The 16550-nt window shown below is 71.7% G+C and carries 15 protein-coding genes and 1 pseudogene; 3 read left to right on the top strand and 13 right to left on the bottom strand.

All coding sequences use genetic code 11. From position 1 onward, the window contains the following. Positions 1–55 precede the first annotated feature (55 nt). From QRN23_RS06430 to QRN23_RS06400, 7 genes and pseudogenes are all read right to left on the bottom strand, one after another. The gene (locus QRN23_RS06430; RefSeq protein ID WP_056046434.1) at positions 56–1402 is read right to left on the bottom strand and encodes an MFS transporter; all 1347 of its coding nucleotides are present in this window, start codon (positions 1400–1402) and stop codon (positions 56–58) included. Between the two features lie 218 nt (positions 1403–1620). After that, positions 1621–2241: pseudogene (ribA, locus tag QRN23_RS06425) on the bottom strand (GTP cyclohydrolase II); the annotation flags it as partial. A 17-nt stretch (positions 2242–2258) separates the two neighbouring features. Continuing rightward, a complete protein-coding gene (gene ribD, locus QRN23_RS06420) occupies positions 2259–3260 on the bottom strand; it encodes a bifunctional diaminohydroxyphosphoribosylaminopyrimidine deaminase/5-amino-6-(5-phosphoribosylamino)uracil reductase RibD (RefSeq protein ID WP_285063242.1) in 1002 nt (333 codons plus the stop codon). A gap of 38 nt (positions 3261–3298) precedes the next feature. Beyond that, positions 3299–4003: a GNAT family N-acetyltransferase gene (locus QRN23_RS06415; RefSeq protein ID WP_285062942.1), complete on the bottom strand. Its 705-nt coding sequence runs from the start codon at positions 4001–4003 to the stop codon at positions 3299–3301. Positions 4004–4005: 2 nt separating this feature from the next. Next, positions 4006–5010 carry a tryptophan--tRNA ligase gene (trpS, locus tag QRN23_RS06410; protein WP_123570468.1) on the bottom strand — a complete coding sequence of 335 codons (1005 nt, stop codon included), beginning with the start codon at positions 5008–5010 and terminating at the stop codon, positions 4006–4008. Positions 5011–5058: 48 nt separating this feature from the next. Then, entirely contained in the window at positions 5059–5904 is an 846-nt protein-coding gene (locus QRN23_RS06405) for an exodeoxyribonuclease III (RefSeq protein ID WP_277960225.1), read from the bottom strand. A 10-nt stretch (positions 5905–5914) separates the two neighbouring features. Next, complete coding sequence (locus QRN23_RS06400; protein WP_123570466.1) at positions 5915–7075, bottom strand: YihY/virulence factor BrkB family protein; 1161 nt, start codon at positions 7073–7075, stop codon at positions 5915–5917. Between the two features lie 164 nt (positions 7076–7239). Between QRN23_RS06400 and ptsP the strand changes: the two genes are divergently transcribed. Then, on the top strand, positions 7240–8889 hold the full coding sequence (ptsP, locus tag QRN23_RS06395) for a phosphoenolpyruvate--protein phosphotransferase (RefSeq protein WP_285062941.1): 1650 nt from the start codon (positions 7240–7242) through the stop codon (positions 8887–8889). 152 nt (positions 8890–9041) lie between these two features. On the opposite strand, the gene QRN23_RS06390 is transcribed toward ptsP, so the two are convergent. Continuing rightward, positions 9042–9785: a hypothetical protein gene (locus QRN23_RS06390; protein WP_285062940.1), complete on the bottom strand. Its 744-nt coding sequence runs from the start codon at positions 9783–9785 to the stop codon at positions 9042–9044. A gap of 189 nt (positions 9786–9974) precedes the next feature. On the opposite strand from QRN23_RS06390, the gene QRN23_RS06385 reads away from it, so the two are divergent. Together QRN23_RS06385 and QRN23_RS06380 are read left to right on the top strand one after the other, a co-directional pair. Beyond that, a complete protein-coding gene (locus QRN23_RS06385) occupies positions 9975–11174 on the top strand; it encodes a DUF6177 family protein (RefSeq protein ID WP_277960222.1) in 1200 nt (399 codons plus the stop codon). After that, positions 11174–11521, top strand: coding sequence for a hypothetical protein (locus QRN23_RS06380; RefSeq protein ID WP_159825430.1), 348 nt, complete (start codon positions 11174–11176; stop codon positions 11519–11521). The genes QRN23_RS06385 and QRN23_RS06380 overlap by 1 nt, the downstream gene beginning before the upstream one ends. Positions 11522–11622: 101 nt before the next feature. Here QRN23_RS06380 and QRN23_RS06375 read toward each other — a convergent pair whose 3' ends face one another. From QRN23_RS06375 to QRN23_RS06355, 5 genes are all read right to left on the bottom strand, one after another. Further along, positions 11623–12378: a succinate dehydrogenase iron-sulfur subunit gene (locus QRN23_RS06375; protein ID WP_056046419.1), complete on the bottom strand. Its 756-nt coding sequence runs from the start codon at positions 12376–12378 to the stop codon at positions 11623–11625. A 1-nt stretch (position 12379) separates the two neighbouring features. Next, positions 12380–14188: a succinate dehydrogenase flavoprotein subunit gene (sdhA, locus tag QRN23_RS06370; RefSeq protein ID WP_056046417.1), complete on the bottom strand. Its 1809-nt coding sequence runs from the start codon at positions 14186–14188 to the stop codon at positions 12380–12382. Positions 14189–14246: 58 nt separating this feature from the next. After that, positions 14247–14696 (bottom strand): succinate dehydrogenase, hydrophobic membrane anchor protein, encoded by a 450-nt coding sequence (gene sdhD / locus QRN23_RS06365; protein ID WP_056046415.1) that lies wholly within the window; start codon positions 14694–14696, stop codon positions 14247–14249. A gap of 4 nt (positions 14697–14700) precedes the next feature. After that, positions 14701–15153, bottom strand: a complete 453-nt coding sequence (gene sdhC, locus QRN23_RS06360) for a succinate dehydrogenase, cytochrome b556 subunit (protein WP_082460414.1) — start codon at positions 15151–15153, stop codon at positions 14701–14703. 186 nt (positions 15154–15339) lie between these two features. After that, the gene (locus QRN23_RS06355; RefSeq protein ID WP_056046412.1) at positions 15340–16482 is read right to left on the bottom strand and encodes a glycosyltransferase family 4 protein; all 1143 of its coding nucleotides are present in this window, start codon (positions 16480–16482) and stop codon (positions 15340–15342) included. Between the last annotated feature and the right edge of the window lie 68 nt (positions 16483–16550).

Genomic DNA, 16550 nt, shown 5'->3' with positions numbered 1-16550 from the left:
GCCCGCGCCTCCGGTCAGGAGGCGCGGGCCGGCCGGCAGGGCACGTCGCGTCCGGTCAGCCGGCCGTGTCGTAGTCGACGTCGCGGGTCTCACGGCTGAGCACGAGCGCGATCAGGGTCAACACCGCCATCGAGGACAGGTAGAGACCCACGAGCCAGGTGCTGCCGCCCGCGGCCGTCCAGAGCGCGACGGCGATGAACGGGGCCACGGCGGCACCGAGGATGCTCGCGACGTTGTAGCTGATCGCCGAACCGGTGTAGCGCACGCTCGTGGGGAACAGCTCGGGCAGCACGGCCCCCATCGGTCCGAAGGTCAGCCCCATCAGGACGAAGCCGATGATGAGCAACGCCTGCGCGCCGAGGGCCCCCGCGGCGAACAGCGGGGCGAACGTGAAGCCGAAGACGAGGATGCCGGCCGTCACGCAGATGAGCATCGCGCGGCGACCGTACTTCTCGGCCAGGGGCCCCGACACGAGGGTGAAGACGCCGAAGAACACCACGCCGAGGATCAGCATCCAGAGGAACTGCGTCCGGGGGATGCCCAGGCCGGCCGGGTCGCCCGCGGCGTCGGCCGTCCCGAAGGTCAGCGTGAACGTCGTCATCAGGTAGAAGAGCGTGTAGGTCGCCAGCATGATGAACGTGCCGAGCAGCAGGGGGCGCCAGCTCGACCGGAACACGCGGGCGAGCGGAAGGGTCGCGACGTTGCCCGAGTCGACGACCTTCTGGAACGCCGGCGTCTCGATCAGCTTGAACCGGACGTAGAGGCCGATGATCACCAGCACCGCGCTCGCCAGGAACGGCAGGCGCCATCCCCAGGCCATGAACTGCTCCTCGGTGAGGGTCGTGTTCAGCAGCACGAAGAGCAGGTTGGCGATGATGAAGCCGATGGGCGCACCCAGCTGGGGGAACGTGCCGTAGATCGCGCGGCGGTTCGCCGGCGCGTTCTCCGTCGCGAGCAACGCGGCACCGCTCCACTCGCCGCCGAGGCCCAGGCCCTGGCAGAAGCGCAGCACGACGAGGCAGGCCGGGCCGGCGACGGCCCAACCGGGCGTGGTGCCCGCCGGGATGCACCCGATCAGCACCGTGGCGATGCCCATCGTCAGCAGCGACGCCACGAGGGTGCCCTTGCGGCCGATGCGGTCGCCGAAGTGGCCGAAGACGATCGACCCGACGGGCCGGGCGATGAACGCGACGCCGAAGACCGCGAACGAGGCGAGGCGGGCCACGGCGGGGTCGTCGTTGGCGAAGAAGATGGTCGGGAAGACGAGCACCGCGGCGGTCGCGTAGACGTAGAAGTCGTAGAACTCGATCGAGGTGCCGATGAGGCTCGCGACGATGACGCGCGAACGCTTGTTGGTGGCGGGGACGGACGACGTCGACGGGTCGACGGTGGGGGCAGACACGGGGGCACTCCGAGGCAGGGGTCGAGGTCCCGGCGGACGTCGACGACCGGGCGCATGGTGCGGCGCAACGGGTCGGACGGAGGCGCGGTGCAGGGATCTGCGGATCGCTCGGCCGGGTGAGACGGTGGCCGCTCGTGACAGCCGTCGTCCATCGTACTCCGGCGTGTACCCCGGTGGGGACGCACGTCGGGGCCGCGGGAGCGGGGGCCGCCGCGGACTCAGTCGTCGGAGCCGAGGTGGCCGGGCAGCTCGTGGCCCATGCGGTCGCGCTTCGTGTCGAGGTAGCCCTCGTTGAAGGCACCGACGCCGACGACGAGGGGCACCAGTTCGGTGACCTCGATGCCGTGCTCGCCGAGCTGACGCCGCTTCTCGGGGTTGTTGCTCAGCAGCCTGACGCGGCCGAGCCCGAGGTCGCGCAGCACGTCGGCCGCCGCCCCGTAGTCCCGGGCGTCCGCCGGCAGCCCCAGGGCGAGGTTGGCGTCCAGGGTGTCGAGTCCGTCCTCTTGCAGGCGGTAGGCCCGGAGCTTGTCGACGAGGCCGATGCCCCGACCCTCGTGTCCGCGCAGGTAGACGACGGCCCCGCCGTGGTCCCGGATGGTGTCGAGCGCGGCGTCGAGCTGCGGGCCGCACTCGCACTTGAGGGAGCCGAACGCCTCGCCCGTGAGGCACTCCGAGTGGACGCGCACGAGGGCACCGTCCGCCGGGGGGAGGCCGGCCGGGTCGCTCGCGATGATCGCCACGTGGTCGGCGCCGGTGAGGGTGTCGCGGTAGGCCCTCATGCGGAACGTGCCGTGACGGGTGGGGACCGTGGTCTCGACCTCGAACGACACCTGGGACGATGCGGCGGGCGTGGTGGTCATGCGGGGCTCCTGGGGGTGTCGCGGGCGACGACCACCAGGTCGTCGCCGAGGGGGTGCGCATCGGTGACGCGCAGTCGTCGTTGCCCGTCGATGTGGTCCACACCGAGGTCGTCGAGGGCCGTCCGGGGGCCGCCGAGCAGCGTGGGCGCGAGGTACACGACGTAGTCGTCGACGAGCCCGAGCCGGACGAACGCGCTGGCCACGGTCGGTCCGCCCTCGACGAACACGCTGCGGACCCCGCGGGCGCCGAGGTCGTCGAGCACGGCCTCGAGGTCGTGCGTCCCCGTCTCGACGATGTCGCGGGGGTGCCGACGCAGGGCGGCGTCGGCCGGCACGGTGCGCGTGCCGACGACGACGGGCAGGGGCTGGTCGGGGAGCAGTTCTCCGCCGTCGCCGCGGGCGGTCAGGCTGGGGTCGTCCGCCAACACGGTGCCCGTGCCCACCAGGATCGCGTCGTGGGCCGCTCGCTGCTCGTGAACGTGCTGCCGTGACGCCGTCCCGGTGATCCAGCGGCTGCTACCGTCGGACGCCGCCGTGCGACCGTCCAGGCTGGACGCCCACTTGAGCGTCACGAACGGTCGGCCCGTCCGGGCCGTCACCAACCAGCGGCGAGCCATCTCGGTGGCCTCGTCGGTGAGCACGCCGTCGACCACCTCGACGCCGGCGCGGCGCAGCCGCTCGGCCCCGCCTCCGGAGGACGCGCCGGGGTCGGCGACGGCGTGGACGACGCGGGAGACGCCCGCCTCGATCAAGGCGACGCTGCACGGACCGGTGCGGCCCACGTGATCGCAGGGTTCGAGCGTGACGACGGCGGTCAGACCCCGCGCCTCGCCGGGGGAGAGGTGCGAGAGGGCGTCGACCTCGGCGTGTGGCGTGCCGGCGCCCCGGTGCCATCCCTCGGCCGCGATGCTGCCGTCGGGACGCAGGAGGACGCAACCGACCTGGGGGTTGACGCCGCGGGCCGGCCCACGTCGCGCGAGCGTGACGGCCCGGCGCATGGCGCGTTCGAGGACGTCGTGGTCGATCGGATCGATGCTCACTGTGCCTCCGGGACGGAACGGTCGCGCGCCGGGGCGTGCGCGGTGGGGGACGGGCGGGAGACGCCGTCGACGGCATCCGTGAGGGAGTCAACGCCGTCGGCCACGGGGTATTCCGCCGAGCCGCCGGGACGGACCCCGGGGCGCCCCAGGTCGGGCCAACCGGCTCGCGCCGACCGAGCGTCGCCCGGTCGTAGGCGGGCCTTCCAGCAGAGGGGGTGGCCTCCGTCACGGTCCGGGTGGAGCCCCGGACCGACGCCCTGGTAGGAGAACCCCGTCCGGCGGGCGACGGCCGCGGAGGCGTCGTTGCCCACGTAGCCCTCCCAGAAGAGTTCTCGGAGCCCTCCGGCGCCGAACCCCCAATCGGCCACCAGGCCGAGCGCCTCGGTCATCATCCCCTGACCCCGCGAGGCGGGGGCCGTCCAGAAGCCGACGTCGGACGACCGGAGCCGAACGCTGACCACGCCCTCGAGCAGACCCGAACCCGGGCGGCGCAGCCCCCAGGTGAACTCGCGTCCCGTCGCCCACCCGTCGTCCACGATGCGCCGCAGGAAGAACTCGGCGTCGGGCCGTCCGTACGGCACGGGCACCGTGGTGAAACGCTGCAGCGTCTCGTCGCGGCAGGCGTCGACGATGGCCGGCACGTCGGCCGCGCTCGGCACCCGCAACTCGAGGGTCGGCGACGCGAGCACGAACGGCAGCACGATCAGGCCTTGCGGACGAAGCCGATGCGGTCGTACACGGTGTCGATCGTGACCTGGGCGATCTCGTTCGCCCGATCGGCGTTGACGGCGAGGATGCGGTCGAGCTCGGCGGGGTCGTCGAGGAGTTCGAGGGCTCGGGCCCGGACGGGCGCGAAGGTCTCGACGACGACCTCGGCCACGTCCTTCTTGAGGTCGCCGTAGCCGCGACCCGCGTAGCGCTCCTCGAGGTCGGCCACGCTGGAACCCGAGAACGACGACAGGATGGTGAGCAGGTTGGAGACCCCCGCTTTGGCGCCGCGGTCGAAGCGGATCTCGCGCTCGGCGTCGGTGACCGCCGACTTGATCTTCTTGGCGGTGCGGCTCGGTTCGTCGAGCATCCACACGACTCCGGCGTCGGTGGCCGCCGACTTGCTCATCTTCGACTCGGGTGACTGCAGGTCGTAGATGCGCGCGGATTCCTTCTGGATCGTCGCCTCGGGCACGACGAAGGTCTCGCCGAAACGGGAGTTGAACCGGGTGGCGAGGTCGCGGGTGAGCTCGACGTGCTGACGCTGGTCGTCTCCGACGGGAACCGTCTCGGCCTGGTAGAGCAGGATGTCGGCGGCCATCAGGGTCGGGTAGGCGAACAGGCCGAGCGAGGCCGCGTCGGACCCCTGCTTGGCCGCCTTGTCCTTGAACTGCGTCATGCGGCTGGCCTCACCGAAACCGGTCAGGGTGTTGAGCACCCAGGCCAACTGCGTGTGTGCCGGCACGTGCGACTGGATGAACAGGGTCGACTCCGCCGGGTCGATGCCCGCGGCGATGTACTGGGCGGCGGTGCCGCGGATCTGCGCGCGCAACGCGGCGGGGTCTTGGGGGACGGTGATGGCGTGCAGGTCGACCACGCAGAACAGGGCGTCGTGCGTCGCCTGCAACGACTTCCACTGCTGGAGGGCGCCGATGTAGTTGCCGACGTGGAGCGAATCGGCGGACGGCTGCATGCCGGAGAAGAGACGGGGCTTGGTCATGAGGTCCTCGGTCGGGGTGGTGCGAGAAGAGACGGGGTGGGACGCGGGTCAGAGCCGGTAGTCGACGACGACCGGGGCGTGGTCCGACCAGCGCTGGTCGTAGGCGGCCGCCCGGTCGACCACGTAGTGCTCGACGGTATCGGCCAGCGCCGGGGTGGCCAGCTGGTAGTCGATGCGCCAACCGGCGTCGTTGTCGAAGGCCTGTCCGCGCCAGGACCACCACGAATAGGGCCCCTCGACCTCGCCGGCGAAGCGTCGACCCACGTCGACCCACCCGAGGCCTTCTCCGCCGGTGCCGTCGACGGTCACGACCTGCTCGCCCGCGGGCCCCAGGAACCGGTCGAAGTACGAGCGTTCGCGGGGGAGGAAACCGGCGCGCTTGACGTTGCCCTTCCAGTTCTTGATGTCGAGTTCGCGGTGGCCCACGTTGAGGTCGCCCGTCACCACCGAGAGCTCGTTGTGGGCGGCGAGCTCGGGGAGCCGCGCCGACATGGCGTCGAGGAACTTCCACTTCTCGTCCTGCTTGGGGGTGTCGACCTCGCCCGAGTGGACGTACGTGCTGACGACGGTCACGACGGTGCCGTCGATCTCGTAGTCGGCCTCGAGCCACCGCCCGGCACTGTCGAAGTCGTCGGGGCCGAGCTCGACGCGGTGCACGTGGGCCTTGCCCCGGCTGGCGATGGCCACACCGGCCCGCCCCTTGGCGGTGGCCGGGTCGTGCACGACGTTCCACTCGGGGCCGAGCAGGCCCTCGAGGTCGTCGGTCGAGGCGCGCACCTCTTGGAGCGTGAGGACGTCCACGTCGCGAGCCGAGAGCCAGTCGCCCATGCCCTTGCGGAAGGCGGCACGGACGCCGTTGACGTTGACGGTGGCGAGACGGAGGCGCGTGGACATGGGCTCCAGACTAGCGGCGGGCACCGTCACCGGGGTCGTCGGGAGACCCCGTGCCCGGGGCGTCGGACGGGTCACCCCGGCGGACGGCCCGCAGCGACCGCGAGAGCAGCCCGCGGGCGCCGTCCACCAGGCGACCGCCCCGCGACCGGGCCCGCGCCTCCTGGGCTCGCCGTTCCTCCTCGAGGCGGCGGAGGCGGGCCGCCTCCTGATGCGGGTCGGCGAGCACGCCGAGGTCGTCCATGCCGACGGCGATCCAGCCGGCGCTGAGCAGCAGCACCTGGCACAGCAGGTTGATCACGATCAACAGCCCGACGACGGCCGCGAACGAGGCGACCAGGGGGTTCGACCCCGTGGCGCGGAGCACGACGCCGCCGACCACGGTCAGCGAGACGAACCCGGCCGCTCCGAGCATCGCCCCCGCGAGCAGTCGACGGAAGGGGATGTGCAGCCCGGCCAGCACGCGGAACAGGACGGCCAGCACCGCGGTCTCGAAGACGAACACGAGCACGATGCCGACCACGCGCAGGGTCGCCTCGCCCGCGATCGACCGGGTCGAGACGCCCACCCCGGACAACAGGCCCGAGACCGCCGTGGTGCTGAGCAGCGACAGCGTCGCCGACACGACGACCGCGGCTCCGAAGGCGAGGGCCAGGCCGAGGTCGCGCACGATCAGTCGGCCGAGCGGGGTGACCGGTTGCGGTGCCCGGAACACGATGCGCACGCAGTCGCGCATGCTGCCGAGCAGCGTGACGGACGACACCAGGAGACCGAGCAGGGCGACCGCGCCGGTCCAACCGAAGACCGACGCGTCGAGCAGCAACTCGGGGTCGACGACGCCCGTGCCGTCGACGTCCTGGATGAGCCCGGGGACGGCCGAGCGGATGAACACGATCAACTCGTCACGGAGCACCTGGTCGCCCGAGACGACGAACCCCGCGACCGAGAAGCCCACCCACAGGGCCGCGAACAGGGCGAAGAGCGCCTGGTAGGTCAACCCGGCGGCGAGCAGCGGCCCCTTCGCCGTGACGTGCCGCGCCAGCACCCGCGTCGGCCGCGACCCCACGACGCGTGAGCCGGCCCGCCGGGCGCGTCCGGACGGGCGTCCCGCCGCGGAGGCGCGGGTCGCCTCGGCCGGGTCGGGCGTCGGTTCTCGGGTCCACGGCGCGCGCATGCGTCCAGGGTAGGGGTGGCCGGGCGACGCGGCCCGGCCACCTCGGTCGAGCCCGGGATCGGCTCTGACCGGACGTCCGGACGTTCCGTCTACGATGGACCGACCGTGGGCGTGCCCGGCGTCCTGCCGCACGTCCCCACCATCGAGACTCGAAGAGGTTCACCGTGGCACTACAGGGCGTTGGCGTCGGACGTGGAGTGGCCGTCGGCCCCGTCAAGAAGATGCCCGATCCGCTGCCCGAGCCGGGCACCGATCCCCGCACCGCCGACGCGGCTCTCGAGTACGACGCCGTGCTCACCGCCCTCTCCGCGGTCGCCGCCGACCTCACGGCCCGCGGCGAGAAGGCCGGTGGCGAGGCGAAGGACGTCCTCGACGCCCAGTCGCTGATGGCCCAGGACCCCACCCTCACCGACGACGTGAAGGCCCGCATCGACGACGGTCGCACCGGTGAACGCGCCGTGCACGAGGCGTTCGCCGCCTTCCAGGACCTCCTGATCGGCATGGGGGGCTACATGGCCGAACGCGCGACGGACCTCGGCGACGTGGCGCAGCGCGTCATCGCCTCGCTGCGAGGCGTCCCGGCTCCCGGGGTGCCCGAGAGCGACACCCCGTTCGTGCTCGTCGCGCCCGACCTCGCGCCTGCCGACACCGCCCTGCTCGACCTCGACAAGGTGCTCGCCCTGGTCACGCGTGACGGCGGACCCACGTCGCACACGGCCATCCTCGCCCGGTCCAAGTCGATCCCCGCGATCGTCGGGGTGACCGGTGCCCTCGACCTCGCCGACGGCACGATCGTCGTCGCCGACGCCGCGACCGGCGTCGTCACGGTCGACCCGTCCGCCGACGAGGTCGCCGACGCCGAGAAGCGCATCGCCGACCGCGCCGCCGCCGCCGCCGCGCCGCTCACCGAAGGCGCGCTGGCCGACGGCCACACCGTCCCGCTGCTCGCGAACCTCGGCGCGCCGGCCGAGGCGGCCGGGGCCATCGAACTGGGTGCCGAAGGCGTCGGACTGTTCCGCACCGAGTTCCTCTTCCTCGGCAATTCCACCGCGCCCACCGTCGAGAGCCAGACGGCGAGCTACACGGCCCTGCTCGAGGCCTTCCCGGGCAAGAAGGTCGTCGTGCGCGCCCTCGACGCGGGCGCCGACAAGCCGCTCAGCTTCCTGAACGACGCCCACGAGGAGAATCCCGCGCTCGGCCTGCGCGGCCTCCGCGCCCTGCGCGTCAAAGAAGACATCCTGCGCGACCAGCTCACCGCCTTGGCGCAGGCACAGGCGGCGACCACCGCCGACCTGTGGGTCATGGCGCCCATGGTCAGCGACGCCGAAGAGACCGAGTACTTCGTCGCCCTCGGCCGAGAACTCGGCCTGAAGACGGTCGGCGTGATGGCCGAGGTCCCCTCGCTCGCGGTGCTCGCGGACCAGATCTTCGCCAGCGCCGACTTCGTCAGCGTCGGGACGAACGACCTCACCCAGTACACGATGGCGGCCGATCGCATGCTCGGCTCCGTGGCCGCCTACCAGGACCCCTGGCACCCCGCCGTGCTGCGTCTGGTCAAGTCGCTCGGTGACGCCGGTGCCGCAGCCGGCAAGCCGGTCGGCATCTGCGGCGAGGCCGCGGCCGACCCCCTGCTGGCGGTCGTGCTCGTCGGGCTGGGGGCGACCACGCTCTCGATGACGCCGGCCGCGTTGGCCGACGTGCGCCTCGAGCTCTCCCGGTACACCCTCGACCAGGCTCGCGAGCTCGCGGCCGGCGCCGTCGCGGCGACCACCGCCGCGGGCGCGCGACAGGCAGCCGAAGCCGTCACCGTCTGACGGTCGGGACGGCGTCGCCCCTTCCGGGGGCGGGGTCGTCCGTCGTCCGTCCGACCTCGGGGCCGTCGGGCCTCAGGGTGTTCCGGCCTCAGGACGGTCGGGCTTCAGGACGGTCGGGCCTCAGAACGGTCCGGCCTCAAGACGGTCCGGCTTCAGCGTGCCCCGGTCTCGGCGCGTCGTTCGTCGAGGTGGTCGGCCAGTTCGCCCCAGGCCACGACCACGTCGCGCAGCGCACCGGCCGTGCTCTCGTCCAGCACCGAGACGAGTCCGCGAGGATCGTCGACGAGGACGAGCGCGCTCGATCTCGACAGCACCGCGTAGGACGACGACCGATCGCCGACGGGTGCGTTCGTGCCCCGCAGTTCGAGGTGCAGGCGACCCGACGACCGCGTGAGACGTGCCCGCACCGGATCGCCGTCCGAGGCGAAGAACTCGGCCAGCGCCTCCCGGTCGTCCGAGAGGATGTCACGCTCCCACCCGTTCTCGGCGAGCCGCGAGTCGGCACCGGCCACCGACTGCCAGAGGACGACCGACCTCTCGGTCGGGGACGCTCCCGCACGCAGGCCGAAGCGCGCCTCCAGGTTGTCCGCGACGGCGGCGGACACCGCAGCGCGGTCGACCGACGGCGGCGGATCGAGCCGGTCCACCACGGCCGAGGCCACGGCGTCCAGTTCGCGAGGCCAGGTCGACACCCGCGTCTCGTCGAGCAAGCGGTCGTGGTCGCCCGAGAGCAGGACCTTCTCGACGAGCTCGTCGAGGCGCGCGAGGGCCCGACCGAACTCTCGGTCGGCGGTGGGTCGGAGGGGCGGCCTCGTCCGGACGGCTGCCGCGAACGCTCGTCGGCGTTCCCGCTGGTCGAGGGGGCGTTCGCCGTTGCGGTACGGGCGTCGTCTCACGAGATCGCTCGCGGACCGGGCCGCCGGGGCCGTCGGTCGAGGCGTCGGGCGTCGTTCATGGCAGGCCTCTCGAGGGTCGTTGGCGATGACGGGGACCCAGCCTAGGCCGCGCGGGCCTTCTCGGGCCGGGCTGGTCCGAGTCCGCCGTGCATCCGGTCACGGCCCTCCGGCGCGGAGCAGAATCGACGGGTGGGCACCCCAATCCGACACCCGTTGGTCGACGCGATCTCGTCGCGCGCCGTCCGGGTCGACAGCAGGGCCCGCGTCGTCCGACTCAGTCGTCCGCTCGCGGACCTCCTCGGTCGACCCCCGACGAGTCGACGCGTCGTGCTCGTCACCAGCGAACGGTCGCGCCTCACCGTCGGTCTCCGGGCCGCCCTGGTCGCCGCCGGGGGCGTCTGGGCCGTGCACGACGACCAGGACCGTCTCCGGGACGGCCTCACGGGCCTGCCGTACGCCGACGTCGACGCCGCGGCCACCGAGCTCGACGCCTCGGCGCCCGTCGTGCCGTCCGCCGGGTGGCTGCCACTCATCGAGGACGCCGTCGACACCACCTGCCAGCTCAGCGTCGACCTCACGGTGCTCCACAGGGCGTCCCACGACACGAGCCTGGGAGGTGCGGTAGAGACCCTGGGAGCGGCGGTCTCGGGCACCGTCCCGACCCGATGGGGGGCGACGGAGCCCCTGGGCCACGCCTGGGACCGCTGGGTCCTCACCCAGCACGCCCGTCACCAGGCTCCCGAGACCGTCCGGGTCGTCGTCGAGGGGCCGCACCTGTCGGCGACGATCACCGCACGGGTCACCGACCACGGCATCGAGGAGACCACGGCGTTGACGGTCGACGTGACCGAGGGGACGCTCGACGACGCCATCGCCCGGCTGACCGACGCTCTCGGCCACATCGCCGAGTCGTCCCTGCCGACCTTCGCCCTCGTCATCGCCCGCGAGGGCGAGTCCGATCGGTGCGTCCGCGCCGTGACCTACCCCCCGCCGAACCCGGTCGCCCTCTTGATCGGCGCACCGTCCGTGCGTCGGCTCGGCCTCGAACGCTCCGCCCTCGACGCCGGACGTCCGGTCGTCGTGGTCGGCCGACCGCGCCTGCCCGCCTACGTCGTGCCGCTGGGTGACGAGGCCACGTCGGGCTGGAACGCCCTGCACCGCACGCTGGAGGCGGTCGGCCCCGAGAGGCTCGCCCAGCTCGTCGCCAGCCCTCTGCTCCAGGCGTGGGAGGAAGACCTGCACGAACTGGACCTGCTGCACGAGAGCACGACCGAGGCCGAGGCCATGACCGAGGCCGATGCCGGGACGGGAACCCGGTCCGGCGACCAGGCCGGCATCGAGTCCCAGGCCGGAACCGAGCGTCCGCGTCCGGCCGAGGACGAGAGCTGATGCCCCGCGACATCACCATCCTGAGTCCGCACGTCTACGACCAGCTCGACCTCGCGACGGCTGCCCGCGCGGTCGACGGTTCGCTCGGCGTGCGCGAGATCGACGGCGGCGACGCCCTCCAGGTGTTCGGGGCGGGTGGGGTTCCGCTCCTCACCGTCTACCAGGCGGCCGAACTGACCGAGGCGGACGAGGTCCACCGTCTGCTGCCCGACCCGCCCTCGGTGCCCCTCCCGGTGTTCTGGATCGACGCCGTCGCCCCGATGGGCGACGAAGGCGAGACCGGGGTGTCGGTCGCGCTACGACTCGCCCTCGGCCTCGAGGCCGCCTGCATCGTCGAGGACGACTGACCAGGTCGTCGACGTGCGTCCATGCGCCGCCGCGACCCGTCGGACGAGAGAGGGCCCGACCACGTGGTGGTCGGGCCCTCTCTCGTGGCGGTGGCTCGGTGTCAGGCCCGTCCGCGCAAGACGGCCTGCTTGACCTCGGCGATGGCCTGCGTCACCTGGATGCCGCGCGGGCAGGCCTCGGTGCAGTTGAAGGTGGTGCGGCAGCGCCACACGCCTTCTTTGTCGTTCAGGATGTCGAGGCGCACCTGCGCACCCTCGTCGCGCGAGTCGAAGATGAAGCGGTGCGCGTTGACGATGGCGGCCGGACCGAAGTACTGGCCGTCGGTCCAGAACACCGGGCAGCTCGACGTGCAGGCGGCGCAGAGGATGCACTTGGTCGTGTCGTCGAAGCGCTCGCGCTGGGTGGCGCTCTGCAGGCGCTCCTTCTCGGGCTTGGACGAGGCCATGAGGAACGGCTGGATCTCGCGGTACGACTGGAAGAAGGGCTCCATGTCGACGACGAGGTCCTTCTCGAGGGGAAGGCCCTTGATCGCTTCGACGTAGATCGGCTGCGAGATGTCGAGGTCCTTGATCAGCGTCTTGCAGGCCAACCGGTTGCGACCGTTGATGCGCATCGCGTCGGAGCCGCAGACGCCGTGGGCGCACGAACGACGGAAGGTCAGCGATCCGTCCTGCTCCCACTTGATCTGGTGCAGGGCGTCGAGCACTCGGTCCGTCGGCAGCACCTGGACGTCGAAGTCCTGCCAGCGGGGCTCGTCGTCGACCTCGGGGTCGAACCGGCGGATGATCAGGGTCGCCGTGAACGTGGGGACGGCGTCGGCGCCCTGGGGCTTGTTCTCGAGGACAGCGGTGCTCATGTCAGTACTTCCGTTCCATCGGCTGGTAGTTCGTGATCACGACGGGTTTGGTGTCGAGGCGGATGTGGTCGCCGGCCAGGGACGAGTGGGCGTCGCCCGTCAGGTACGCCATCGTGTGGACGAGCCAGTTCTCGTCGTCGCGCGTGGGGTAGTCCTCGCGGAAGTGCCCCCCGCGGCTCTCTTGACGCGAACGAGCCGAGTAGACGACGACCTCGGCGAGGTCGAGCAGGAAGCCCAGCTCGATGGCCTCGAGCAGGTCGGTGTTGAAGCGCTTGCCCTTGTCCTGCACCGAGATGTTCTTGAACCGGTCGCGGAGGTCGGCGATCACGTGGGTGACCTCGTCGAGGGTCTCTTCGGTACGGAACACCTGGGCGTTGCGGTCCATGCTGTCCTGCAGCTCCTTGCGCAGCGTCGCGATGCGCTCGGTGCCCGTGGCGTTGCGGACGTCCTCGACGAGACCGCGCACGAAGCCGGCCGGATCGTCGGGCAGCGGCACGAAGGGTGCGTCCTTGACGTACTCGACGGCGTTGTTGCCGGCGCGCTTGCCGAAGACGTTGATGTCGAGCAGCGAGTTCGTGCCGAGGCGGTTCGAGCCGTGCACGCTGACGCAGGCGCACTCGCCGGCGGCGTAGAGGCCCGGCACGACCGTCGTGTTGTCGCGGAGCACCTCGGCCTTGACGTTCGTCGGGATGCCACCCATGGCGTAGTGGGCGGTCGGCAGCACGGGGACGGGCTCGGTGTACGGCTCGACGCCGAGGTAGGTGCGGGCGAACTCCGTGATGTCCGGCAGCTTGGCGTCGATCACGGCGGGGTCGAGGTGCGTGATGTCGAGGTAGACGTAGTCCTTGTGCGGTCCGGCCCCACGGCCTTCGCGGATCTCGGTCGCCATGCAGCGCGCGACGATGTCGCGGGGCGCCAGATCCTTGATGGTGGGGGCGTAGCGCTCCATGAAGCGCTCGCCCTCGCTGTTGCGCAGGATCGCGCCCTCACCGCGGGCGGCCTCGCTCAGCAGGATGCCGAGCCCGGCGAGGCCGGTCGGGTGGAACTGGAAGAACTCCATGTCCTCGAGCGGCAGGCCCTTGCGCCAGATGATGCCTACGCCGTCGCCGGTCAGGGTGTGCGCGTTGGACGTCGTCTTGTAGATCTTGCCGAAGCCGCCGGTGGCGAAGATGACGGCCTTGCCCTGGAACACGTGCAGGTCGCCGGTCGAGAGCTCGTAGGCGATCACGCCGGCCGGGCGCTCTTCTCCGTCGATCTCTCCCATGATGAGGTCGAGGACGTAGAACTCGTTGAAGAAGTTGATGCCGTGCTTGACGCAGTTCTGGTAGAGCGTCTGGAGGATCATGTGCCCGGTGCGGTCGGCCGCGTAGCAGGCTCGCCGGACGGGGTTCTTGCCGTGCTCGGCCGTGTGGCCGCCGAAGCGACGCTGGTCGATCTTGCCCTCGGGGGTGCGGTTGAACGGCAGCCCCATGTTCTCGAGGTCGAGGACGGCGTCGATCGCCTCCTTGGCGAGGATCTCGGCGGCGTCCTGGTCGACGAGGTAGTCGCCGCCCTTGACGGTGTCGAACGTGTGCCACTCCCAGTTGTCGTCCTCGACGTTGGCGAGGGCCGCGGCCATGCCGCCCTGGGCCGCACCGGTGTGCGAACGGGTCGGGTACAGCTTCGAGATCACCGCGGTGCTGGCGTTCGGGCCGGCCTCGATGGCCGCCCTCATGCCCGCACCCCCGGCCCCGACGATGACGATGTCGTGCTGGTGGTAGTGGACGCCGTCGACGACGGTGCTGGCGGGGGCGGGGGAGGGTGTGGTCACGGTTCTTTCCGGTGGGGGACGTGCGGCCGGTGGCCGGAGTGGACGGTGGGCCGGGTGGCTAGCCGGCGGTGCAGAACGACGGCAGCAGGTCGGCCGGGGCGTTCGCGGGGCACGGGTCGAACGTGTAGATCACGAGCGTGCCGAGGACGAGCAGGACGACGGTGGAGGTGACGAGCGTGACGAGCAGGACCTTGCGCACCGTCGGCTTCGAGACGTAGTCGTTGACGATCGTCCGCATGCCGTTCGTGCCGTGGATCAGCGCGAGCCAGAGGAGGAGGGTGTCGTAGACCTGCCAGAACGGGCTGGCCCACTTCCCGGCCACGAAGGCGAAGTCGATGGCCTTGACGCCGCCCTCGCTCGCGAGCAGGTTGATGAACAGGTGGCCGAACACGAGCACGACGAGCAGCAGGCCGCTGGCGCGCATGTAGATCCAGCCCCACTTCTCGTAGTTGGTGGAGCGCTGGGCCGCACGGGCCGAGCGCGGGGCTTCGACGGTCTGGGTGGTCATGGCTCTACTCCGAGAAGACGTTCATCAGGTGGCGCGGGGCGAAGCCGGCGAACAGGACCACGGCGAGGCCGATGACGACCCAGAACATGACGCGCTGGTACTTGGTGCCGGGGCCCCAGAAGTCGATGAGGATGATCCGCAGGCCGTTCAGGGCGTGGAACAGGATCGCGGCGACGAGGCCGGTCTCGCCGAGCCCCATGATCGGGTTCTTGTAGGTGCCGATCACCGCGTTGTAGGCCTCGGGGCTGATCCGCACCAGGGCGGTGTCGAGGATGTGCACCAGCAGGAAGAAGTAGATGCTCACGCCGGTGATGCGGTGGAGGACCCACGACCACATGCCCTCACGGCCCCGGTAGAGGGTGCCGGCGATCTTCCCGGGCGCCTTGGGCGCACTGATCTTCGGTGCACCCGGTCTGCCTGCCGGTGATGCGACCGTTCGCGTCGACTGCTCGGCCATGAGCACTTCTCCTCGCGGATGGGGCGGACGACGCTCTCGCTCGATCGGTACGAGGGACAGCCGTGTCCGCTGGTGGCGTTCTCAGAACTTGTCCAGTCTATGTTCCCGCCGAGTGCGGACGCGGCCCCGCCCCTCCGAAGTCGTTCGACGTCGAGACAAGACGGACCCGTCGGCCCGGCCCCGCGATCAGCGGACGGAGGCGCGCTCCGCCCCGTCGCGGACGCTCGCCATCGCCCGTCGGTAGTGCTCGACGAGCTCGTCGCCGAGCGTCTCCCACGTGCGTCCGACGACCGCCCGCCTGCCGGCCTCGCCGAAGCGGGCCCGCAGCTCGTCCGACGCGACCAGGGTGCGGACGCTCCGGCGGAGCGAGTGGTCGTGGCGGGGCTCGAAGAGGAACCCGTCGACCCCGTGCCGCACGAGGTCGAGGGGCCCGCCCGCGGCCGGGGCCACGACCGGCAGCCCGCTGGCGTGGGCCTCCTGGACGGTCTGACCGAAGGTCTCGGTCGAGCCGGTGTGCACGAACACGTCGAGCGCCGCATAGGCGTCCGCGAGGTGCTCGCCGTGCAGAGGGCCGGTGAACACCGGGTCGAGCTGTCGCAGGCGGCGGCGGAGGGCGGGCAGTGAGGGGCCGCCCCCGACGACCACGAGGCGGGCCTCCCGCAGGGGGCGCAGGGCGGCCAGCCGCTCGACCTGTTTCTCGGGGGCCAGCCGGCCCACGTAGCCGACGAGCACCTGGTCGGGTGCGCCCCAGGACTCCCGCAGGGCGCGCACCGCGTCGCCCGACTTGCGGTTCGGGTGGAACAGGGCCGAGTCGACTCCTCGCCCCCAGGTCGCGAGCCGGCCCACGCCGGCCGTCTCGAGGTCCCGCAAGGAGGCGCGCGAGGGGACCAGCGTCGTCGTGGCCTGGTCGTGGATCCGGCGCACGAGCCGCCAGGCGACGGCCGATCCGAGTCCGAGGCCGTTCGTCCCCGCGTACCGGGCGACGTCGGTCTGGAAGACGGCGACCGAGGGCACGCCCAGGCGTGCCGCCGCGGCGATGGCCTGGGCGCCGAGCAGGAACGGCGAGGCGACGTGCACGACGTCGGGTCGGAACCCGGCGATGGCGGCCGCGACCTGCGGGTTCGGCAGACCGACCGGGAACTGGCGGTAGGCCACGGACGGCACCCGGTGGACGGGGAAGCCGGCGTAGCTCGTGGTCCCGCGGCCCGCCGGGGCGATGACCATGGCCTCGTGTCCGCGTCGGGCCAGGTGGTCGAGCACGCGCAGCACGCTCGTGGTGACCCCGTTGACGGTGGGTAGGAAGCTCTCGGTCACGATCACGACTCGCATCGGTCCTCCTCGGACTGCTCGTGCTGCGAGCCTCGACGGCGACGGTGGCGCGAGGGGATCGGAGGCAT

Origin of the sequence: Frigoribacterium sp. ME-P-080 (genome assembly GCF_030209595.1) — a bacterium.
Lineage (GTDB): Bacteria > Actinomycetota > Actinomycetes > Actinomycetales > Microbacteriaceae > Frigoribacterium.
The sequence above is the reverse complement of the archived record's forward strand: the minus strand, read 5'-3'. Positions and strand labels throughout refer to the sequence as shown.

Coding starts and splice junctions, on each gene's coding strand:
- QRN23_RS06380 (WP_159825430.1), top strand. CDS start 11,174: ATGCCCCGCGACATCACCATCCTGAGTCCGCACGTCTACGACCAGCTC.
- ribD (WP_285063242.1), bottom strand. CDS start 3,260: ATGCGCCGGGCCGTCACGCTCGCGCGACGTGGGCCGGCCCGCGGCGTC.
- trpS (WP_123570468.1), bottom strand. CDS start 5,010: ATGACCAAGCCCCGTCTCTTCTCCGGCATGCAGCCGTCCGCCGATTCG.
- QRN23_RS06400 (WP_123570466.1), bottom strand. CDS start 7,075: ATGCGCGCGCCGTGGACCCGAGAACCGACGCCCGACCCGGCCGAGGCG.
- QRN23_RS06375 (WP_056046419.1), bottom strand. CDS start 12,378: ATGAGCACCGCTGTCCTCGAGAACAAGCCCCAGGGCGCCGACGCCGTC.
- sdhD (WP_056046415.1), bottom strand. CDS start 14,696: ATGACCACCCAGACCGTCGAAGCCCCGCGCTCGGCCCGTGCGGCCCAG.
- QRN23_RS06355 (WP_056046412.1), bottom strand. CDS start 16,482: ATGCGAGTCGTGATCGTGACCGAGAGCTTCCTACCCACCGTCAACGGG.
- sdhC (WP_082460414.1), bottom strand. CDS start 15,153: ATGGCCGAGCAGTCGACGCGAACGGTCGCATCACCGGCAGGCAGACCG.
- QRN23_RS06405 (WP_277960225.1), bottom strand. CDS start 5,904: ATGTCCACGCGCCTCCGTCTCGCCACCGTCAACGTCAACGGCGTCCGT.